25 protein-coding genes are annotated in these 19,864 nt (G+C 24.8%); 12 read left to right on the plus strand and 13 right to left on the minus strand.

Annotation, left to right across the window (positions count from 1 at the left end; translation table 11 throughout):
* Positions 1-143: 143 nt before the first annotated feature.
* The 3 genes from KGF41_RS17930 (at position 144) to KGF41_RS17940 (ending at position 3,125) form a co-directional block, all read left to right on the plus strand.
* Positions 144-1,937: a hypothetical protein gene (locus KGF41_RS17930; protein WP_227829917.1), complete on the plus strand. Its 1,794-nt coding sequence runs from the start codon at positions 144-146 to the stop codon at positions 1,935-1,937.
* A gap of 121 nt (positions 1,938-2,058) precedes the next feature.
* Positions 2,059-2,325, plus strand: coding sequence for a hypothetical protein (locus tag KGF41_RS17935; protein WP_021382756.1), 267 nt, complete (start codon positions 2,059-2,061; stop codon positions 2,323-2,325).
* A complete protein-coding gene (locus KGF41_RS17940) occupies positions 2,325-3,125 on the plus strand; it encodes an N-acetylmuramoyl-L-alanine amidase (RefSeq protein ID WP_227829916.1) in 801 nt (266 codons plus the stop codon). The genes KGF41_RS17935 and KGF41_RS17940 overlap by 1 nt, the downstream gene beginning before the upstream one ends.
* Before the next feature lie 114 nt (positions 3,126-3,239).
* Here the strand turns inward: KGF41_RS17940 and KGF41_RS17945 are convergent, their stop codons facing one another.
* The 5 genes from KGF41_RS17945 to KGF41_RS17965 form a co-directional block, all read right to left on the minus strand.
* Positions 3,240-3,605: a hypothetical protein gene (locus KGF41_RS17945; protein WP_227857032.1), complete on the minus strand. Its 366-nt coding sequence runs from the start codon at positions 3,603-3,605 to the stop codon at positions 3,240-3,242.
* On the minus strand, positions 3,605-4,411 hold the full coding sequence (locus KGF41_RS17950; protein ID WP_227829914.1) for a ParA family protein: 807 nt from the start codon (positions 4,409-4,411) through the stop codon (positions 3,605-3,607). Before KGF41_RS17950 ends, KGF41_RS17945 begins: the two co-directional genes overlap by 1 nt.
* 366 nt (positions 4,412-4,777) lie before the next feature.
* On the minus strand, positions 4,778-5,221 hold the full coding sequence (locus KGF41_RS17955; protein WP_227437160.1) for a hypothetical protein: 444 nt from the start codon (positions 5,219-5,221) through the stop codon (positions 4,778-4,780).
* A 452-nt stretch (positions 5,222-5,673) separates the two neighbouring features.
* The gene (locus KGF41_RS17960; RefSeq protein ID WP_227437162.1) at positions 5,674-6,378 is read right to left on the minus strand and encodes a DUF4367 domain-containing protein; all 705 of its coding nucleotides are present in this window, start codon (positions 6,376-6,378) and stop codon (positions 5,674-5,676) included.
* Positions 6,371-6,913 carry an RNA polymerase sigma factor gene (locus KGF41_RS17965; RefSeq protein WP_227437164.1) on the minus strand — a complete coding sequence of 181 codons (543 nt, stop codon included), beginning with the start codon at positions 6,911-6,913 and terminating at the stop codon, positions 6,371-6,373. The genes KGF41_RS17960 and KGF41_RS17965 overlap by 8 nt, the downstream gene beginning before the upstream one ends.
* Positions 6,914-7,204: 291 nt before the next feature.
* Between KGF41_RS17965 and KGF41_RS17970 the strand changes: the two genes are divergently transcribed.
* Together KGF41_RS17970 and KGF41_RS17975 are read left to right on the plus strand one after the other, a co-directional pair.
* Positions 7,205-7,717, plus strand: coding sequence for a nitroreductase family protein (locus KGF41_RS17970; protein ID WP_227829913.1), 513 nt, complete (start codon positions 7,205-7,207; stop codon positions 7,715-7,717).
* A 45-nt stretch (positions 7,718-7,762) separates the two neighbouring features.
* Positions 7,763-8,074 carry a hypothetical protein gene (locus KGF41_RS17975; RefSeq protein ID WP_227829912.1) on the plus strand — a complete coding sequence of 104 codons (312 nt, stop codon included), beginning with the start codon at positions 7,763-7,765 and terminating at the stop codon, positions 8,072-8,074.
* A gap of 249 nt (positions 8,075-8,323) precedes the next feature.
* On the opposite strand, the gene KGF41_RS17980 is transcribed toward KGF41_RS17975, so the two are convergent.
* From KGF41_RS17980 to KGF41_RS18000, 5 genes are all read right to left on the minus strand, one after another.
* Positions 8,324-8,707, minus strand: a complete 384-nt coding sequence (locus tag KGF41_RS17980) for a hypothetical protein (protein ID WP_227829911.1) — start codon at positions 8,705-8,707, stop codon at positions 8,324-8,326.
* An 818-nt stretch (positions 8,708-9,525) separates the two neighbouring features.
* Positions 9,526-9,675: a type I toxin-antitoxin system toxin gene (locus KGF41_RS17985; protein WP_227829910.1), complete on the minus strand. Its 150-nt coding sequence runs from the start codon at positions 9,673-9,675 to the stop codon at positions 9,526-9,528.
* 203 nt (positions 9,676-9,878) lie between these two features.
* Positions 9,879-11,093, minus strand: a complete 1,215-nt coding sequence (locus tag KGF41_RS17990; protein WP_227437176.1) for a replication initiation protein — start codon at positions 11,091-11,093, stop codon at positions 9,879-9,881.
* 1,284 nt (positions 11,094-12,377) lie between these two features.
* On the minus strand, positions 12,378-12,572 hold the full coding sequence (locus KGF41_RS17995; protein WP_227829909.1) for a hypothetical protein: 195 nt from the start codon (positions 12,570-12,572) through the stop codon (positions 12,378-12,380).
* A gap of 248 nt (positions 12,573-12,820) precedes the next feature.
* Entirely contained in the window at positions 12,821-13,528 is a 708-nt protein-coding gene (locus KGF41_RS18000) for a hypothetical protein (protein WP_227829908.1), read from the minus strand.
* Positions 13,529-14,186: 658 nt separating this feature from the next.
* Here KGF41_RS18000 and KGF41_RS18005 point away from each other — a divergent pair.
* Positions 14,187-14,705, plus strand: a complete 519-nt coding sequence (locus KGF41_RS18005) for an FxLYD domain-containing protein (RefSeq protein WP_227829907.1) — start codon at positions 14,187-14,189, stop codon at positions 14,703-14,705.
* A 380-nt stretch (positions 14,706-15,085) separates the two neighbouring features.
* Here KGF41_RS18005 and KGF41_RS18010 read toward each other — a convergent pair whose 3' ends face one another.
* Both KGF41_RS18010 and KGF41_RS18015 read right to left on the minus strand, forming a co-directional pair.
* Positions 15,086-15,292 (minus strand): helix-turn-helix transcriptional regulator, encoded by a 207-nt coding sequence (locus KGF41_RS18010; RefSeq protein ID WP_227829906.1) that lies wholly within the window; start codon positions 15,290-15,292, stop codon positions 15,086-15,088.
* 4 nt (positions 15,293-15,296) lie between these two features.
* Positions 15,297-15,608, minus strand: coding sequence for a DUF6442 family protein (locus KGF41_RS18015; protein WP_169470180.1), 312 nt, complete (start codon positions 15,606-15,608; stop codon positions 15,297-15,299).
* Between the two features lie 236 nt (positions 15,609-15,844).
* Here KGF41_RS18015 and KGF41_RS18020 point away from each other — a divergent pair, with 236 nt between their 5' ends.
* The 3 genes from KGF41_RS18020 (at position 15,845) to KGF41_RS20975 (ending at position 17,703) form a co-directional block, all read left to right on the plus strand.
* The gene (locus KGF41_RS18020; RefSeq protein ID WP_227829905.1) at positions 15,845-16,240 is read left to right on the plus strand and encodes a hypothetical protein; all 396 of its coding nucleotides are present in this window, start codon (positions 15,845-15,847) and stop codon (positions 16,238-16,240) included.
* Between the two features lie 209 nt (positions 16,241-16,449).
* Positions 16,450-16,722 (plus strand): hypothetical protein, encoded by a 273-nt coding sequence (locus tag KGF41_RS18025; protein ID WP_227857033.1) that lies wholly within the window; start codon positions 16,450-16,452, stop codon positions 16,720-16,722.
* Between the two features lie 846 nt (positions 16,723-17,568).
* On the plus strand, positions 17,569-17,703 hold the full coding sequence (locus KGF41_RS20975) for a hypothetical protein (protein ID WP_255287871.1): 135 nt from the start codon (positions 17,569-17,571) through the stop codon (positions 17,701-17,703).
* Between the two features lie 9 nt (positions 17,704-17,712).
* Here KGF41_RS20975 and KGF41_RS18030 read toward each other — a convergent pair whose 3' ends face one another.
* Positions 17,713-18,087 (minus strand): helix-turn-helix domain-containing protein, encoded by a 375-nt coding sequence (locus KGF41_RS18030; protein ID WP_227829904.1) that lies wholly within the window; start codon positions 18,085-18,087, stop codon positions 17,713-17,715.
* 157 nt (positions 18,088-18,244) lie between these two features.
* Between KGF41_RS18030 and KGF41_RS18035 the strand changes: the two genes are divergently transcribed.
* The 3 genes from KGF41_RS18035 to KGF41_RS18045 are packed head-to-tail and all read left to right on the plus strand — an operon-like array spanning position 18,245 to position 19,530.
* Entirely contained in the window at positions 18,245-18,418 is a 174-nt protein-coding gene (locus KGF41_RS18035) for a hypothetical protein (RefSeq protein ID WP_227829903.1), read from the plus strand.
* Between the two features lie 3 nt (positions 18,419-18,421).
* A complete protein-coding gene (locus tag KGF41_RS18040) occupies positions 18,422-18,628 on the plus strand; it encodes a hypothetical protein (protein ID WP_227829902.1) in 207 nt (68 codons plus the stop codon).
* Positions 18,629-18,657: 29 nt separating this feature from the next.
* Positions 18,658-19,530 carry a conserved phage C-terminal domain-containing protein gene (locus KGF41_RS18045; protein WP_227829901.1) on the plus strand — a complete coding sequence of 291 codons (873 nt, stop codon included), beginning with the start codon at positions 18,658-18,660 and terminating at the stop codon, positions 19,528-19,530.
* Positions 19,531-19,864 lie beyond the last annotated feature (334 nt).

The raw sequence follows: 19,864 nt of genomic DNA on the forward strand, positions 1-19,864 counted from the left end.
TGTGTAACTATCTTCATTTGTTATTGTATAATTTATATCAAACCCCTTACTTTTAGAACCTAAAGAACTGTCTACACTTTGTAGATTTTTATAGTTTTAAAATTATGTACAATAAAACTATAAATTAAGAAAGAGGTGATTAAATGTCATATCCAGGTTTAAGAGTTCCATCGCTTTTTTTAGTAGAAAAACCATCTACTAAGACTACTATAAATGCTTGGAATTATGTAAAAGACTACCAAAATGATTCATATGGCTCGTATCGTATAACCAGTTGCTCATTAAATGATGGAAAGTCAACTATTTATGGAGAAAGGGCAGTTTATGATTTATATCCAGGTAATAGTTATAAACTTACTTATGGTTATTTCTTTACTCCAAATGGAGAAATAAATGGAATTAGAGATTCTGATACTTTCTATATACAGTGTCAATATAAGTCAACAACTCCAAGCATAAGTGGTGTAGACAGTTCTTTAGGTTCTAAAAGTAAGGGGTTTGATATAAATTATACAATAACAAATGAAGATAGTTACACATATACAGTAAGAGCATATCTAAATGATACTTTATTTGATACAAAACAAGCTGTAAAGGATACACAGTACACTATAAATGTGCCAGATTCACTAGTTTTTGCATTGCAATTAAATTCTAATAATAAGTTAAAAATAGAAGTAACCGGAGGCTATGGTATAAGTGCAATATATAGAAATTATACATTCATAAAATCTAATAATCCTCCTACTATAAGTGGCATAAACGAAGATATAGGAAATAAAAGCAGAGGATTTTCTTTAAAATATATAGTTAATGATTTAGATTATCAGGATACTGTAAATGTTACTATTAAATTAAACTCTATAATTTTAGAAAATATTACAAATATAGAAAAAAATAGAGAAAAAGAACTTATACTAACTGATGATTATATACTAGCACTTCCAATTGATTCTACTAATAATATAAGTATCATTGCTACTGACAATAATGGCATAAGTATAACAAGAACATACACATTTACTAGAACAAATAATCTGCCTACTATAAAATTAAATGAAATTAGCACTAATAAAGTTAAATACATTGTATCTGATTTAGATAGCAACTTAAATAAAATAGAAGTGTTTTTAGATAATGTATTAAAAGAAACTATAACCACAGATTTGTATTTAGAAAAAACATATAATTATACATTAAATGATAGTGCAATACACACAGTTAAAATTAAAGCTACAGATATGCATGGATTAAGCGAAAAGTTAATAAGTGTATCAAAAGAGATACAACCACCACAGGATGATTCTTCCTTACAAGAAATTGAAAGTACAGTATCTACAATGAAAAATACCTTTATAAATAGTAAAACACATATCATTAATAAACTAGTGTTAAAAAATATAAATGCTACATTAAATAATACGTTGATAGAAATGGGAGAGATGATAGGCACAGCATTCAGTTCAGCAGATGCTAGTGTGCAAGATTTGCAAAGTCAACTTACAGAGAAAAATAATACTATCACCCAGTTAAATGGTACTATAAGTAATTTGCAAGAAGAGGTAAATAGTCGATTAAAAATTTACACATTTTCAGGATATATTGAAACTGGTGATTCTAATAATTTTGGCGGATATGGTAATAGCAGAGGACATTGGTATTTTCCTTTACCTTTTAAACCTAAATTTTTTCTTGTTACTGGTGTTCCTGGTACTTTGCCAGGTAACAGTTATAAACCTGCTAAAGTTGAAGGTGCATATAATTCTTTAACAGAAATGAGATATGCATATATAAACAATTCAGACTCTAGTGTTTATTTTAGTTCTTTGGTTAGCGACCAAGCTATTAGCCTTGGTCAAAATATTTTCCATGCTTATATTTCTACTAAGACTATATATACTTATTATACTACTATTACTGTTTATGCTATTGGATAATATAAATATATAATTAATTATTCATTACATTTAAAAATATAAAGAATCTTTTACAATTAAACATTAAATAAAAGAGACTTAGTTTGAATCTAAGTCTTTTTTAATATAAAAGGAGGTTATTATGGAAGAGCTAGTAACACAATTAAGTAGCCTAGGAGCAATAGGCATATTATGTGCTCTACTATTTAAAAATACAATGCAAGAGAAAAAAGAGGATAGAGACATGTATAAAAAAACTGTAGAAAACTTTATTGAATTATCCACTCAACAACAGGAAATAAATAAAAATTTACTTATGGAAATGGGTGTAATGAAAACAGATGTAGAAGAAATAAAAGAAGATGTAACAGATATAAAGGTTATGCTACAAAAAGAAGGTGATAAATAATGAAAATAGCAATAGTACCAGGGCATACCCTAACAGGAAAAGGAACAGGAGCAGTTGGATATATAGATGAAGGAAAAGAAAATAGAATCCTAACTGATTTAATTGTTAAATGGTTAAAACGAGGAGGAGTAGCTGTATATACTGACAAAGTAGACAGTTCTAATGACTACTTGTCAGAACAATGCCAAATAGCCAACAAGCAAGATGTAGATTTAGCAGTGCAAGTTCATTTCAATGCAAATAGTACAACCCTAAACCCAATGGGTACAGAAACAATATATAAAACTAGTAATGGCAAAATGTATGCAGATAGAGTAAATGATAAATTAGCAACTGTATTTAAAAATAGAGGTGCAAAATCAGATGTAATAGGCCTCTATTGGCTTAGCCATACAAAAGCACCAGCAATATTAATAGAAGTATGCTTTGTAGACAGTAAAGCAGATACAGATTATTATATTAGGCATAAAGATATAGTTGCAAAATTAATAGCAGAGGGTATTCTAAATAAGAAAATAGATAGCGAAGAGGTAAATAAAATGTATAAACATACAATAGTTTATGATGGAGAAATTGATAAAATACCTGCAACTGTGGTTGGTTGGGGATATAATAATGGAAAAATATTAATATGTGATATAAAAGATTATATTCCAGGAAGAACAGAAAATTTATATGTTATAGGAGGAAAAGCATGTAATAAAATAATGAATATAACTAAAGAAAAATATACTATGATAGAGGGAAGCGATAGATTTGATACCCTTTATAAAGCACTGGAATTTATAAAGAAATTATAATGTCAAATTAATATAAAATGTATTCTATTAGCTATATTATACATTTTATATTAATGTAAATAATAACTTATTTTTAAGTTATTATTTACATTAATATATATTTTATAAACCAACTTATTTTTTAGGTCCTTTATTCTTATTTCTTTTATCATACTCTTTTGCTATCTTATCTATGTTTAATTCTTCTGGTAAGTGCTCTTTAGTTGCCCTTACATTAGCCCTAATAAACTCATTTATTACTTTATTTAATGTAGTCTTTTTAAGGTGTGCTATAGTCTTTAATACTTTCAAATCCTCATCATCGATATATAATGTAACTTGTCCCTTTTTAGTCTTTTTATTTTCTTTTAAATCTAATAAGTTTATCCCTGGAAGTTCTGTATGTTCATTAAATTTATTTTTAATTTCTTTATTGATTTCATTTTTATAGTCTTTTCTAGGTACAGATATTTCTTCCTCTTCTAATTCAAATTTACTCATTATAATACCCCCTTATTAGTAAGTTCTTCTATTAAATCATTTAATTCTTCTCTAACTTTATGAGCCTTTTTTATCTTTCTACAATAGTCATCTATACTTAACTTATTTAGCACGCAATTTTTTACTATAGTGCTTTCACTTATTTTTACATCTGATAAATCTTTTTTTATACTATCAAACCTATCTAAATAATCCATAAATATATCTCCAGAAGTTAACTTTCTTGAAGTAAAAGAATTTATTACAACTGCTCTTTTTGCCTCATTAGTTTCTCCCATATCTTCTAGATCTTCATTGTATTTTTGATAAAATAGTTCACAACCTCTTATACTTGCTATATCTTGAAATTCAAGAGGAGTAATAATACTATCTGAAATGAATAAGAAATTTCTAGCAATCAAATCATATGAAGGAGATAAATCTATTAATATATAATCATAATTTTTAAGAGTAGAAATATTTTTCTTAAACCACTTAAAAGCAACTTTCTCTCTACTAGTTTTTATAGTTAAATACTCTGATAAAACAGATAAAGATAAATCACTTGGTATTAAGTTTACATTTGGATAATCTTTTAATGGAGATTTTATTATTAATTCTTCTGCACTTATATCATCCTTAAATGCATCTAGAATTGTTTTTTTATTATGTACTATTTTATATATGAATTGTGTAAAGTTTGCTTGGGTATCTCCATCAAGTATAAGTATTTTTTTGTCTTTTTTTGATAAATTAAGAGCCATTAGATATGCTAATGTCGTTTTCCCAACCCCACCTTTTACATTAAATAAACTTACTATTTTCATTTTAATCCTCCTGTGAGTTCTATTGATATATGATATTATATCACACTTCCGCCTACATTCGGGTTTTTTGTAAAAAAATTATATAAAACTTATAAATAATTTATCATATAATTTATAAAACAATTTATTTATAAGTTTTACTCAATTACTCAAAGATAACACAAATATAAAAGGAATAGATATTATCTATTCCTTTTATATTTGTGTTATATGTAAAATTACCTGAAGTTTATTACTTTTTAAAAATATCAATTACAAGTATAAGTATTATTATTAATAATAGAAAATTAGCAGACTGAATTAATATAATTGGCCATTCAAGATATATTATTTATAGTCACCTCATCTTATGTATGCAATATTTTTTTAATATCTTTTTTCACTACTTACTATATTTTTGCTTTCAGAATTTGCTTTTATTGTAGAATGAACTCTGTAGTATCCTCTTCCTATAGTTTTTGATTTAGAAAGAGTACATGAACTATTTCCTGAAGCATTCCAAGTTTGAATTGTTGACCATGTTTTTCCATTGTCATTACTTTTCTGTAACCTAGCAATAATTGATGTACTTTTCACATTTGATGAACCTCTAATGGAACAGATTACTCTCGCTGTATTTCCTGAAATATTTAAAGTACAAGTACCAGACTTAATATAAGACATTTTTACCATAGTATCATCTATATAGTCTACAGCTGAATATTGCTCAATATTCTTGTCTTTATATTCATCGGCAAATATAGGCATTGCAATTGCTGATGAACATATTAAAGCGCACATACTACTTATAATCATTTTTTTCCAAACCATAAAATCACCCCTTCATTTGCTTTTTATTATTTTTTACTTAATATATAACGAATAAAGAAGTGATTTCTGGACACTTATATAAAATTTTTTATTAAATTTTTATCATAATTACAAAATAGATATTCATAGCTATAATAGTTATAAATACCTAGAATACTATATATTGTAACTATCCCCCAATAAACATATATAAACTTGTAATTATATTAATAAATCATAAATACCCAATTTAGATCAGGTTTTACTAATAAATAGGTTCTTTGAGTTTTAAATCATTTTTCTAATATAAAAGGCTTATTGCTTTGTCTTGTCTTAGTTATAATAGCTAAGATATATTTGTATTTGACTTACATTCCATTTTTTAAACTATAAAAACCACCTCTTTTTCTTATAAATTTTTATAACATCAAATATATAACGAATAAAGAGATGGTTTTTGGACACTTAAGAAATTATTTTATGCTTTTAGCCATTTTTAATAAAATATTTTTATATAATTCTAAATCCTTATTATTTTGATAATCTACATTTAACAGATATATAAAGTTGTTGTCATTCCAAAATACTTGTAAGAAAGTTTCTTTTTCTATATATTTTGCCTTATACCCATTTATAAATATATCTTTAACTTTTGCATTTTCTGTATCTAATATAATAGAATTCGTATCAATTTCAGTACTTGTATATTCTATTCTTATACCTTTTTCATTTTCATATGCAATCATAAAATTATCAACCCTATCTGCTTCTTTGAATCCTTCTGGGATGTATCCTGGTTCTTTAATCTTAAGGTTTTTGATTTCAATATTTTCCTTATTTGAAAATACAAAAGAAGTTAAATCTTCATATACTCTTATTACCAATTCATATAAACGTGTACGCAATGCCTCACTACTCATAGTAATAGTAAATAAACTAGCTAAAACTATTAAAAATACAATAGCTGTTCGTTTTGAATAAAAAATAATCTTATTTGTAAGACTACTTCTTTTTTGCTGCTTAATAAGTTTTTTCATCTTTCGTTCAAAACCTTTTGAAAAAACATGATTTAATTCATCATCTGAAGGAAGGCTGTCAAGAATAATTTTTGTCGCGATTGGGATACTTTCTTGAAGCATATCATCTGTAATATCAAAATCATCTTTTTTATTACTCAATATTTCCAACCTCCATTTCTTCTAATATTTCTTTTAATTTTTTCCTAGCACGTTGAATCCTCTTATATACATTCTCCTCCCCTAAATTTAATGCATTTGCTATTTCTTTATTTGAAAAACCATACTGGAACTTTAAAGAAAGTACTTGAAAGTAACTTTCATTAAGTTTTGCAAGTGCTATAGCTAAATTACTTTCACATACTTTATCTTCTATAGAAAAATTTATCGCCCTGTTTTTATACTCTTCTTCAATATCAGATACTTTTTCCCTTTTTCTTTTTCTGTAAAAGTCTATAGCAATCCTTTCTACTATTATAACGATAAAAGCCTTCGTTCTTGGACTATCTACTTCATCAATTTTATCTATATTTTTAATTATTCTTAGAAAAGCATTATGTACAGCATCTTCTGCTAAATGATCATCCTTTAATATTTTATTGGCCACATAAAACATTATCTGTCTATATTTTTCATATATCTTTTCAAACTTGATTTTATCTTCTTCAAACTCAAGCATTGATAAATAAATTAACATTTATAATTCCTCCAAAGTAAATATCTCGAATCAATATTTTAGAGTCTAATTATAACATATATGCATATATAATTCTATTTAAATAGAGTATTATTATACCTGTATTTAGAACTAATATTACATGTTTTAAATTATATATTAACTTATAAAATAATTTATTTTTTATATTACTTTATAAATTCTATTATTCTATAAAAAAATAGGTGTTTATTTTTTTATAGAATCTATAGATTGAATTTAAAGTAATGATATTATATAAATATAAATAATTTTATTTAAAGGAGAATCTATATGTTGGAAGTTATAAAAAATAGACGTTCAATAAGAACCTATATAGGTAAAAAAGTAGAAGAAAGCAAAGTAACTGAAATACTAAAATCAGCTATGCAAGCACCATCATCAAAAAACGCTCAACCATGGGAATTTATTGTAGTAGATGATAAATACCTCTTAAAAGAACTATCAGAGTCACAGCATAGAGCAAAGCATATAGAATTCGCACCACTATGTATAGTAGTACTTGGAAATAGAGATAGATTCTTGAAGCCTGGTAAATGGATGCAAGATTTAGGTGCTTGTACACAGAATTTATTGTTAGAAGCTACAAATCAAGGATTAGCTGCTTGTTGGATAGGTGTTTTTCCTAAAAATAAAGTAGTAAATAAGGTTAGACAAACTCTAGATTTACCAGCAAAATTAGTACCTTATGCCATAGTATCTATAGGATATAGCGAAGAAAAAAATGAATTTATAGATAGATTTGATAAAGATAAAATACATATAAATATATATAAAGATAGATAATATTTAGTAATATAAATGAAAATACATAGTAAAAAGGGGGCTTTTATGAAGAAAATACTTTCTATGATATTACCAAGCATGATAATACTTGCAATAACTCTATGGGGTCGGGCTGAAAAAAATATATTACTTGGATTATTTTTACTGTTTCCAATCATCTTTGTTATACAAGGGATAATGTATTCAGATTTCAAAAAGGAATTGCTTCTAGGATTCATTTTATCATCTATAGCATTTATAGTACCTGTAAATTTAATGTATAACATGGGAAATTGTATAGATTTATTAATAGTTTATAATATGTTGGGTATTGGAAGTTTCTTAGTTAAAAAGAAAATATCTTCTAGGCATAATTAATCCTTTTCAAATTGATTTTTGCTAATTTTAACAATAATCTTTCATGCATGAATTTCACTTTTATAGATTGTATTTTTTATCTTATCTATAAAATTAATTCTAATATAGTTCAGTTTTTAGTTGACTTCATACAAAAATAGAATATAACTTATATAATAAGTTATATTCTATTTTTATACTAATTTAAAAATAATTTTAATTATAAATCATTTTCAAATTTATAATATCTTTTTTCATCGCATCCAATTACTATTTTTTCTTTAAATTTATAGTTTCTTCATTTCCATTCCAAGATATAATTACTTTATAACTAGATTCTCTATTTGAATAAAGACCTGATCTTTGTATTTTTATTGTCTTTTCTCGGCCTGCTTCTAAAACTTCTCCATTTACAATTACAACTGCATCTTTACCATCTATAAACTCATATGAACAATCGAATTTTTGGTCAAATACTTTTTTACTATCTTTATATTTTATTTCTAATTCTGATCGTTCTTCAGTAGTCACAAACTTAGCTGTCCAATGTTCAGACTCTCCAATAAAAATATTTTCATCATCTGTTTTACTAAATATAAAAAATATAGAGATTGCAAAAACTATAAAAATACCTAAAAAAAGTTTTTTTACCATATCAATCCCTCCTTTAAATAATTACTTGTATTATATCATTAAAATGACTTATTTCTAATATTTTTCTTAATATTCTAAATATTTTCACTTTTTTATTTTATTACAATGAAGTCTATGATATAATTTAAAAAAGGGGTATTTTCCAATAAAAAAGTTATTTTAAACATATTATTAAAATTTTGAAGGTTGTTGATGATTATGAATAAAAAAAATATATTCAATGATATGTTTCTTATTATTTATCCAATTATAATATTAATATCTATGTTTTTTAACTCATTATTACATGAGCAGATAATAAGATTTAATATTAATAAACTTCAAGTTATGGTTTTTATATTAGTTTATTTTTTAATATTTGCATTATTTATATATAAGTTTTTTATAAAAAAAGAGAGTTTTCATATAATATCTTTGATTATAGGCATGTTTTTGATAATAATCATACAAATCCCACAAGTTTTATTAATGATTTCACATAATTTATTCAGTATTGTTTATGGTCAACTTCAATTAGAGATATTTATGTTTGGAACACTTTTAACTTTATATATAGTGATGATTATAATGTATTATAAAAAAAATCATAAAAAAATAAGAGGTTAATACCTCTTGTTTTTTGTTAGATACAAAAACGAACTCTATTACAATTTATATTATATTAAAGTTACAATTATTATAAGTAATCTTGATTTTTTTATGTGAATTTTAAAATTATGTAAAATTGTATCTTCTTATTAATTTTGTGATATAATAAAAGCAAGAAGAACTACAATCTATTTAGCAGTAAAGTGGAGTTCATAATTTTAAAATTAAAACTATTTTTTGCGGAATTTGATTTTTAAATCAAATTCCCAGCCACTCTTTCGCACAGAGTGGCTTTTTACTTTCGCAAATATTTTACTAATTAAGTAAAATATCCAACTAGCAATAATGCCAGCAATTACATTAAGTAAAAATTCATTCATACCAACACCTCCTTTCTTCTGGAGGCTATATCTTTCGTTCGTATGAACTCCACTCTATAGATTATATATTTTATTCTGCTAAAATTTATTATACCATAATTTGGTACCTAACTAACTTCATTTTAATAATGATTAATAAGTTATATATCAATTTTATTTTAATTTATTATATAATTTAATTAATAAATTAAAATATAACTTGTTTAAAAAGTTATTCTATCTTTTTCTTTTTCACATTTATCATAGACTACTTTGAATGCCTTGTATTTTTTCTCATCAGGTTTAATTATTCTTTCAAGAAAAGTAACAGGATTCATATCAAGTATTTGCATTTCTTCTAACTGTTCCTCGGTTAAACTCATTTCTATAAGTTCTACTTCAATTGCATTTTCTTTTGCTTTTAAGTAAGATATTTTATTTCTTAAAATCGAAGAAAATAATTCATAATTTGTTGCAACTATTTTAGAAGAGTTGTCCTTTTTTAAAGCAATTTCTTCTGCTTCTAATAATAGTTTATAATATTTTGGTTCACTAAAATTGTATTCTCCAAATTCTATCTTAAATAGATTTTTCAGTTTATCACTCAGAGAGATTTCTTCTGGTATAAAAAACTCTTTTTTATTTAAGTTTATATTTTTATTTTCAAGCCTTTTTTCAATAACATCTTCTTTATTTTCATATGATGTTTCTATATTTTCCTTTTTCTCTCTTATGGAAAATTCTATTGATTCAACACTTCTACCTTTTCTTATTGGTTTATATTCAACAAATATATCTGACTTCTCATTAATCTGTTCTGTACTCTTTTTTAATACATATTTATCAAGATCATAATATCTTTTGTATTTATCTTGTATTTCTAGAAGTTCTTTAAAGTAATCTAATTTAAAAACTATTCCTTGCCTTGTCCCACTCCATTGTTTTAATAACTCATAAATTCGCATAGCAAAAAAAGTTGTAAAAGAATAAATACTTGCAAAATCTAATTTAGTAAAATTTTCCTCTATTGCTTGTATGTATTTAAATATATGCTCGTCTATTATTAGAGTTATTTCGTTATAATCCAAATCCCCTTTTATAGCGTACCATTGAGTTCTTATAAACTGATCTCCTATAATTACACGAGGTTGATTGTTTTGGATTCCTTCAATTAGATTTTTAAACTCCTGTTTAGTTATATTCTTATCTACTATTCCACTATAGTCTTTGTATATAGTATCGAATTTGAAAGAGATCTCTCTTGAAGAATAATTCCTCTTTTGAATTATTTCAAAAAGCTTATAAACAAATTTCTGTTCAGAAGCAGAAAGAGTATATTTTCCTTGTATAAGATTATTGTGTTTTACAAGACTATTGTAGTCTTTAAATATTTCTTTTTTATCATATTTATTATAAATAACTCTTTTTACATTACCCATATATCTTAATACATGCCTCCTTCTTTAGTTTCTAATAAAACAATAATACATTTTTAGTTACAGCTATATATTAACCTATTTTTCACGAAAAATATATTATTTTTCGTTTTTATTTTCCCAAATGCTCGTTTCTTCATTTTTTGAAATAATTTATTTGAAATTAATTATTAAAAGTTTATCTTAAAATATACCAAAATATTGAAATTTAAAGGTTTTATAAGACTTTTTATTTTTTATATCTACAAAGATTTTATTTTTTATGCTTTTATCTCAAATTAATAAATTCCCAAACACTCGTCATTAAAAACTCCCAAATGCTCGTTGTTAAATTCCCAAACACTCGTCGTTAAATTCCCAAACACTCGTCGTTAAATTCCCAAATACTCGTCGTAAATTCCCAAACACTCGTCGTTAAACTCCCAAATACTCGTCGTAAATTCCCAAATACTCGTCGTTCGACCTCTGTACATAAGTAATTTCAATGCGTCCAAATCGCCTAAAATAATAAAATATAAAATAAATAAAATGTTTTTAAAATAGAATAGAATAGTAAAAGGGAAAACGTGAATACTTTTCTATTCTGTGCTGCTTATAAAAAATATAAATACCTTTCTTTTATAAATTATCAAGTTATATAAATAATATCTAAATTCTTATTACTTATAGAAACATTTTAGATAAAAGATGCATCTCTCGAATAAATTTAAAAGGGCTTTTTAAAGAGTTTAAAAACGTCTGTAACGTTTTTAAATAATAAATACAATAATTTACTTTATGATAAGGACAAACTACCTTAAAATGGCAATAAAATGCAATACATTATATATTGGATAATAATAGAGTTATATCTAATTAGACAACTCAATCTTGTTAATGAAAGGTTAATAATTTAAAAAAAGATGTGTTATTGAAAAATCATAAAATATATAACAATATCTTATCTAAGAGGAACTTAAAAAGGGAGGAAAAGTAATGGATGGTTTTTTTTGGGCATTAATTAAAACATATATAATTCAGATTATCTTGGTTATTTTAGTTTTTTTTATGGCTTTTATACAAAGTAAATTCAAGTTTAAAAATAAGTCTTTAAATTTTATAAAATAACTTATATATAAATTTATTTATAAAATTTAAAGATAATTTATTAATGTTAATAAGTTATTTTAATCTCTAATAAATTAAATATATAAAATAAATGCCCTTAAAATCTATTTATTCAGATTATAGGGCATTTATTTTATATAAAAAATGACTAAATTTAAAAACTAGTATACATAAATTTAGTTATTTTTTCTGAAAGTATTTTAGTAAGTTAATAGCTATAATTACAAATGCAAAACAAATATATACTTTAACTAAAGTTGTTAAAATCGGTTGTATGGAAATATTTTTTATTCCTACAAGCCAGATTAAAAGCAAAAGAATAATTGCCACTATATACATACATCCATTTACAATTTTTAATGTATTCTTTTTCATAAATATCATCTCCTATACCCTAATCTTATATATTTGATTTTAACTAAAATTTTACTATCTCAGACACAAAATTTATTTGATAAAAAAAGTTTAGGGCTATGTTCTATAATTTTTTTAGGACACTTAAAAGAGGGGTTTAAAAAGGCTGATTCCCATACAATATTGAGAATCAGCTTTTAACTGTTTCTTAAGTAACATATTTTTACAACCTTAATAAAAGTGCCATTTTTTTCTTTAAATAATGCTTATTACACAGTATATTGGTAAGTGTATGTTCCAAATCTTTGATTAGTACTTGATACAAAAGACCAATTATATTTATAATTTTGTTTTGATCCTGTTGTTGCACGATAAAGTGTTCTATGCAATGTTCCTCCAATAGCATTACTTGCTAATACACTTAAAGCACCTGAACCCATAGCTGCTATGACACCAGCTGCACCTAGAGTAGCTAGATATACTGCTATTGCACCAGCTACAACAGCAACTGTTGTTCCTTTTGACCAAGAAATTTTATTATGATAAGTGCCTTGAAGTTTCCAATTAAGTTTTGATAAAATATTAGAATTATCAAGTTGAGGATCATTTTCAGAAACTGTTTTAACTTCACCTAATTTTTCATTATCTAAATAAAAAGTTGAATTTTTCTCATTGTATGTCAATATGTTTGACACAGAATTAGTTGTGTCTGTAATTAAAATACTTCTTTGACCCTTACTATCATAATAATATTTGTATGTATAATTTATACCTTCAATATTTATATTTTCTGTTGCGTTTTGTGAATACAGATTACTTTCATTTTCACCAGCAAAAACTTTACTAGGAATTACTGTAACTATCATAGCAAGACAAAGAGATGTTGCAATACACTGTTTTATTACTTTGTGTTTATTAGAGATTGTAGTAATTGTTGATTTAAACATTTCATTAATTAAATTTAATATTTTATTCATTTGTTTTCCCTCCTGTATTATGTTTACATTTTAAATATAATCATCAAATTTTTTATTATTATCTGATTATGTTTTTTCCATTGCATTTATTATTGATAAAAGATGACTATTTCTTTTATTCTTCATGTAAATCCTCCTAACTATAAAAAATTTAAGGTTTTAAAATTAACCTTTACATATATTACAACGTACATAAAATAGATTTCTGGACAGAAATTTTAAAAAATTTATATTTTTAAAACTAAATGTTAAAAATATAGTTTTATAGTACTTAAGTATGATGTAAGTGATGATGAATATACATGTCTAATGATTTTATATGTTTTTCATTAAAAATTATGTGAGCGCGAAAGATGTCTAAATAAGTATTTATAAAATTTCCAATTTTATGCAAATAAGATATGATTTAAAAAGATAATTTAAATAAATGTTAATACAGACAATTAAAAAAAAATAATAAAGATTTTTAAATAATAAAGCTTAAAAAAGAATGGTATAAAAGCTAGGCAATTAAGGACAAGCATCTATTAAATATAACAAAATATATGGGACATACCTAATAAAATTTCTTTAATAGCATGATATTACAGTTTTAGACATTACATATATACTATAATATGATTGAGGTTATCATAAATTAATCAGAGGGGGATTCAAAATGTCAAAAATGATTCAATGTAAATCATGTTCAAAGGAAATAGCATCTAATGCTAAATCATGTCCTAACTGTGGGGCTAAAAACAAAAAACCATTCTACAAAAGAGGTTGGTTTATAGTTATAGTAGTATTTGTTTTATTATATGCTATTGGAACTAGCGGAAGTGGTGGAAATGATGATACTGCTAAAGGTAATGATGATGGAACAAATCAAACAGCTAGTGTAGATAAACCGGCTGAACCTAAAAAAGAAAAATATGAAATAGTTGGTGATATAACATCAGAAACTGATAGTATGGCAACATATATAAAAGGTGTTATCAAAAACAATAGCGGAGAAGATGTTTCGTATGCACAAGTAACATTTACTTTATTTGATAAAGATGGAAATCAATTAGGAACTGCAATGGATAATATAAGTGACCTTAAAAAAGATGGTACTTGGAAATTTAAAGCTATGGGAATGAATACAGATGGAGAAATTGCCTCTTATGAATTATCAGAGATAACTGGTTTCTAGAGGAATGAAAATATAATTAGAGTAAAAATGTTTTACATTTCTCTACTTAAGTAGAAATAATTAAAAGCTATGAACTATAGAAATCAAGATCTATTCTTCATAGCTTTTTATATAATAGAGGTATGAAGGCTTAATGTATAGTATTTTAAATCATATTATAATATTTTTATATTAGCTAAGTGTAAAACGAAGGAGTTTCAAACTACTCTAGTTTTTACCTGAAATATAAATTAAATAAAAAGGATATATAAAATTTATAAAATAACTTATATAATAAGTTTAATGAAAATGTAGACACAAGTTTAAAACTTTATGGCTTAAAACAGAGCAACATAAAACTCCTATATAATTTAGAAGATTATATAGGAGTTTTATATTCATTAAAAATAGAATAAATCTTCAAACTTTTTATCTAGAGCAATACACAAAATAAGTGCTAATTTTGCAGTCGGATTAAACTGACCTGTCTCTATTGAACTTATGGTATTTCTTGATACCCCAACTATTTCAGCTAATTGAGTTTGTGATAACTTTTTCTCTGCTCTTGCTGCTTTTAAGTGATTTTTTAAGATTAGTTCATCATTCATATATTTACCTCAATGATGCTGAAACAAAATTAATTAATGAAAGAATTGTTAAAATCGAAGAAGCAACAGCCAAAATTAAGTTCCCTTTATCACGTGTAAATTGGTATTTTACAGTATTTTCAGCAGCCCCAAATGTCCAAACTAAAGCAAATACTGCATCATTTTCTTGGCCAGTGAAAAAGCCAAATATTAAGATGAAAAAAGATACACCAGCGAAAATTGAATAACCTATTTTTCGCCATTTATTTTCAATATATTCGAGCCATTCATCATTATTTGATTGACGGCTTTTTTTTAGAATTTCATCTTTATCCATATAAAGCACCTCCGTTTTGAATGCAAAGTTTACTTGGTATCTTTATTATATCATGCCAAGTTTTGTTGTCAATAATTTTGAAAAGAAAACTTGGCAAAAATATGCTATAATGAATGTATAATATGTAATGTGCAACATTAAAAAATAGTTAAAATGGTTGAAAATACAGATTCTGATTTGGGATTTTATATTAACTAAGTGAAATGTAAATAAGATAATAATAGGAGTGATTTTCAATGCTGATAAATTATTACGATAGAGGTTATTTTAAACAAATATATATTACAAGTATTCTTGTAATAATATTTTCGATAATATGTGCATTCAAGGTAACTTTTTTATTCTTATTACTTGCAGGTTTTTATCTTGAACAAACATATAAATTTTTAATAAAGTATAAAAATAAACTTTATATTTCAATTACTGATGATGATATTTTAATTGATAACAGGTATATTTTCAGAGGTAAAAATACTAAAAATCATATCAACCTTAAAGATATAGTAAGTGTAAATAAACAAGATAATATTATCGAAATTTTTACTAACGAAAACTCTTATTGTATATATCTAAAAGCTTTAAGCATTGAAAGTGAAGAATATCTAATAAGTAGACTAAAATCATTTTTTTGATTGTATATATTTTATAAGTAGAAAACAGAGTAGTTAAAACTACTCTGTTTTTGCAATTAAAATTTAAAAATGCATTATAGCTAAAGTGTATATATACGTTATAAAATAACTTATAAATAAAATTATTGATAATGTTTTAAAAAGTTGTTTTCTATATCTAATTTAATTATCAAACTGAGATTCTTATTAGATAAATTATGTTATAATAAATGTATAAATATGCAGTGTTCGATATTTTGAAAATAAAAACTGTAATGCTTGTAAACACTGCGTTACAAGGTGTTTTTGGAAAATATCAAAAAGCACTACTTGTGGCTCACTGCAAATTTATATATTTTCTATATCTTAAAGTATTGAAAATGCTCAATTTATTTTGGCCTTTTATATTAACTAAGTGGTATGTAAAGAATTGTGATGGAGAACAACTTCAGAGTGTTATAAAAACTTTTATATTAACTAAGTGGTATGTAAAGAGGATATAATTTTTTATCATCAATAAATTCCTTTTATCGTTTTATATTAACTAAGTGGAAAACAGAGTGGTTTTAAACTACTCTGTTTTTATATAAAGTAAAAATAGAAATATAAATTAAGAAAGAAGTGTACATATAATTTATAAAATAAATTAAATAATAACTTTTATAAAATGTATATATAAATTTAAATAATTTTGGTTCTCTATACTCAGTTTATTTAATAAACGAAAATTTTTATTAGATAAATTATGTTATAATAAATATATAAATATGCAGTGTGCAATATTTTAAAAATAAACACTGTAATGCTTGTAAATACTGAGTTACAAGGCGCTTTTGGAAAATATCAAAAAACACTACCTTGCGCTCACTGCAAATTTTAATATTTTCTATATCTTAAAGTATTGAAAATGCCCAATTTATTTCGGAGTTTTATATTAACTAAGTGGTATGTAAATAGTTCATCACGTAATATTTTCAAAGTGGTTTTTTCTGTTTTATATTAACTAAGTGGCAAGCAGAGTAATTTTTAATTGCTCTGTTTTTTATTTACAAATTTAAGATAATAATTTTATATGGTAAAAATTGGAAGTTGATTATTGTTAAAATGGGTACTATACTTGTAGTATAAAAGAGATATATATCGAAATAATACATACAAAACTATGTACATAAAATACTTTTAAAATAATAACAATTTGATTTTAAACTTATTTTATGACATGACATAAATCAAAAAAATATGAATTATATTAGTTTAAATATTGAAGAAAGGAGTAGTCTGTTATTTTTCAGAAATAGCGAAGTTTTAGAGGAATAAATCAGAATATTTTGAAAATAAGGGGGGATAATATGAAAAATATAAAAGAGGAAGTTAAAAAACTTGAAAAAATTTTAAAAGAAAATCCTAAACTGTTTGGGTACATAGAAGGTAGGCTAGATGAAAAAATAGAGTTTATAGGAAAAATTATAAGAAAAGAGACATAAGCTCTTTTCTTATAATTTTTCATTTTGAATTTTTAAATAAGCATTATCAATTATTTTTTCTATTGCTTCCCTATCTTCCTCTTGTAGTGCAAGCATCTTTCTTAGCATTACTTTTATTTCTTCACTTGTTTCTAAATCTTCTGTAAGATCTATAAACATATTTCCCTTGCCTTCTAGGAGCCATTTTTCATTTACATCAAATTCTCTACAAATATCATTTATAGTTCTTTGCGTAATTTTCCTATGTCCCGTTTCATATGAAGAGATTTGAGAAAGTGATAATCCTAATCTTTTACCAAAATTCTTTTGTGTTAACTTCTTGGCTATTCTTATATCTTTTAATCTTTGTTGTATTTCTTCATTTCCTAAATTTTGTTCTTTCATGAAATCACCTCCCTGCCAGTACAATTATAGCATATAAAATTACGCAAAGCAACGATTGAAAGACACCAAACTACGCAATACAAAATTAAGGCGCAAAGCGTGTTGACAAACTATGCAATGCGTATTAAAATAAAAATATAGAAAGGGGGGCATTGGTATGAATCAAGAAAGAATGAAAGAATTATTTTTAAAGCTTGAATGTATACAAGAAGTAGAGCCTCGAGAATTTGGATATATAAATGGAAGAATTGATGCAGGCTTTGAAATTCTCAAAAAGGAAATAGCAAAAATATCTAAAACTAAAAGTTTAAATGATGAAAAGGGGGCATAAAATTTGAATTTTAAAAAATGTAAAATAGGCGAATCAATACAACTAAAATCTAAGAGATTTAATTTTGAAAAAGATTGTATAGTAACATCTATTATAGGTAATGAAATAAATTTAACTTATTACGATAATGAATGTAAAGAAATAGTAAATAAAGTATTGACATTAGAAGATATAAAATATAACGATTATGAACTTGTATCATTACACTGAAAAATTTTTATTAGAAGTGAGGAGATGAAATGGAGCTTTTGAAAGATGCAAGAAAGAAAGAATGGTTTTGGCTGGAGAATGCATTAGTTGATAGGGAGGATCTAAGTGTTTACGAAAAAATGATTTATATAATATTAGCTAGATATTCCAACGAAGAAAGTTTTTGTTTTCCTAGCCACAAAACTATTTCTAAAAAATGCGGATGCAGTGAAAGTCAAGTTAAGAAAGTTATAAAAAACTTAGAAGATAAACAACTTATAAAAAAAGAAAATAGGAGTAAATTAAATTCAAAGGAAAAAGATAGCAATATCTATTTCGTATTAACTTCAAAAGAATGCAAGTTACGTGGTAACCCACCCCTAGGTCATGATGTGACCTACCCTAGGTCACGTGGTAACCCACCCCTGGGTCATGATGTGACTAGTAAAAAGACTTATATTAAAAAGACTTATATAAAAAGTAATATATATAGTCCTACAGAGCAAGAAGAAAAGGGAAATGATAAAGAGATACATAAAAGAATTATTGATTACTTAAATAAAAAAGCAGATAAATCTTTTAAGAGTACAACCAAAAAAACTATATCCTTAATTAACTCGAGACTCACAGAAGGATTCGTTGAAGAAGATTTTTACAAAGTAATAGATAACAAAGTGCATGCATGGTTAGAAGATGCTAAAATGAGCGTCTATTTACGTCCTGAGACGTTATTTGGCAACAAGTTTGAATCTTACTTAAATGAGCAAACTAAAATGGATAAAAATGGAAATGAGAAGGTTAAAAGAGATAAAGAAGTGAGTAAAAATAGATTTGCTAATTTTGAACAGACATTTACTCAATATAGTAATAAAGAGTTAGATGAAATTATTAAGAAGAGTCAAAAAGTAAAGTTTGAAAAATAAGTGTAGAAAATAGGAAATTTTATAAAGTAATAAATTTGAACAAAATTCAATATTGAAGAATATAAAAATTCAATATTGAAAAAAATCATTTTTCAATATTGAAAATCGGATTTTGAAAAAGTATTGAATTTCAATACTAAAAAAAGTCTAAAAATATAGTATTTGCAAGGCTTATATAAATTAATTTCCTAACAGTGTACACACAGATTTAGATATGCTAGCAAAAAAACTTAAAAGTAGTGCAAGGATAAAAAGGCTATATAAATTTATAAAAAGTTTTAAAAGTGTTATTAAATTATAGCCAAAGTTTATTAATTAATTTCCTCGTAGAAAA

The sequence above is a fragment of the Clostridioides sp. ZZV14-6150 genome, from assembly GCF_020657875.1.
Classification (GTDB): Bacteria; Bacillota; Clostridia; order Peptostreptococcales; family Peptostreptococcaceae; genus Clostridioides.

Excerpts from the sequence above, each read along its gene's own strand:
- KGF41_RS18020 (WP_227829905.1), top strand. The coding sequence starts at position 15,845 with ATGCTGATAAATTATTACGATAGAGGTTATTTTAAACAAATATATATT.
- KGF41_RS17985 (WP_227829910.1), bottom strand. The coding sequence starts at position 9,675 with ATGAATGAATTTTTACTTAATGTAATTGCTGGCATTATTGCTAGTTGG.
- KGF41_RS17940 (WP_227829916.1), top strand. The coding sequence starts at position 2,325 with ATGAAAATAGCAATAGTACCAGGGCATACCCTAACAGGAAAAGGAACA.
- KGF41_RS17935 (WP_021382756.1), top strand. The coding sequence starts at position 2,059 with ATGGAAGAGCTAGTAACACAATTAAGTAGCCTAGGAGCAATAGGCATA.
- KGF41_RS18030 (WP_227829904.1), bottom strand. The coding sequence starts at position 18,087 with ATGAAAGAACAAAATTTAGGAAATGAAGAAATACAACAAAGATTAAAA.
- KGF41_RS17970 (WP_227829913.1), top strand. The coding sequence starts at position 7,205 with ATGTTGGAAGTTATAAAAAATAGACGTTCAATAAGAACCTATATAGGT.
- KGF41_RS17980 (WP_227829911.1), bottom strand. The coding sequence starts at position 8,707 with ATGGTAAAAAAACTTTTTTTAGGTATTTTTATAGTTTTTGCAATCTCT.
- KGF41_RS17945 (WP_227857032.1), bottom strand. The coding sequence starts at position 3,605 with ATGAGTAAATTTGAATTAGAAGAGGAAGAAATATCTGTACCTAGAAAA.
- KGF41_RS18015 (WP_169470180.1), bottom strand. The coding sequence starts at position 15,608 with ATGGATAAAGATGAAATTCTAAAAAAAAGCCGTCAATCAAATAATGAT.
- KGF41_RS17975 (WP_227829912.1), top strand. The coding sequence starts at position 7,763 with ATGAAGAAAATACTTTCTATGATATTACCAAGCATGATAATACTTGCA.
- KGF41_RS18025 (WP_227857033.1), top strand. The coding sequence starts at position 16,450 with ATGTATAAATATGCAGTGTTCGATATTTTGAAAATAAAAACTGTAATG.
- KGF41_RS18000 (WP_227829908.1), bottom strand. The coding sequence starts at position 13,528 with ATGAATAAAATATTAAATTTAATTAATGAAATGTTTAAATCAACAATT.
- KGF41_RS17930 (WP_227829917.1), top strand. The coding sequence starts at position 144 with ATGTCATATCCAGGTTTAAGAGTTCCATCGCTTTTTTTAGTAGAAAAA.
- KGF41_RS18035 (WP_227829903.1), top strand. The coding sequence starts at position 18,245 with ATGAATCAAGAAAGAATGAAAGAATTATTTTTAAAGCTTGAATGTATA.
- KGF41_RS18010 (WP_227829906.1), bottom strand. The coding sequence starts at position 15,292 with ATGAATGATGAACTAATCTTAAAAAATCACTTAAAAGCAGCAAGAGCA.
- KGF41_RS18005 (WP_227829907.1), top strand. The coding sequence starts at position 14,187 with ATGTCAAAAATGATTCAATGTAAATCATGTTCAAAGGAAATAGCATCT.
- KGF41_RS20975 (WP_255287871.1), top strand. The coding sequence starts at position 17,569 with ATGAAAAATATAAAAGAGGAAGTTAAAAAACTTGAAAAAATTTTAAAA.
- KGF41_RS18045 (WP_227829901.1), top strand. The coding sequence starts at position 18,658 with ATGGAGCTTTTGAAAGATGCAAGAAAGAAAGAATGGTTTTGGCTGGAG.
- KGF41_RS17965 (WP_227437164.1), bottom strand. The coding sequence starts at position 6,913 with ATGTTAATTTATTTATCAATGCTTGAGTTTGAAGAAGATAAAATCAAG.
- KGF41_RS17955 (WP_227437160.1), bottom strand. The coding sequence starts at position 5,221 with ATGGTTTGGAAAAAAATGATTATAAGTAGTATGTGCGCTTTAATATGT.
- KGF41_RS17950 (WP_227829914.1), bottom strand. The coding sequence starts at position 4,411 with ATGAAAATAGTAAGTTTATTTAATGTAAAAGGTGGGGTTGGGAAAACG.
- KGF41_RS17995 (WP_227829909.1), bottom strand. The coding sequence starts at position 12,572 with ATGAAAAAGAATACATTAAAAATTGTAAATGGATGTATGTATATAGTG.
- KGF41_RS17990 (WP_227437176.1), bottom strand. The coding sequence starts at position 11,093 with ATGGGTAATGTAAAAAGAGTTATTTATAATAAATATGATAAAAAAGAA.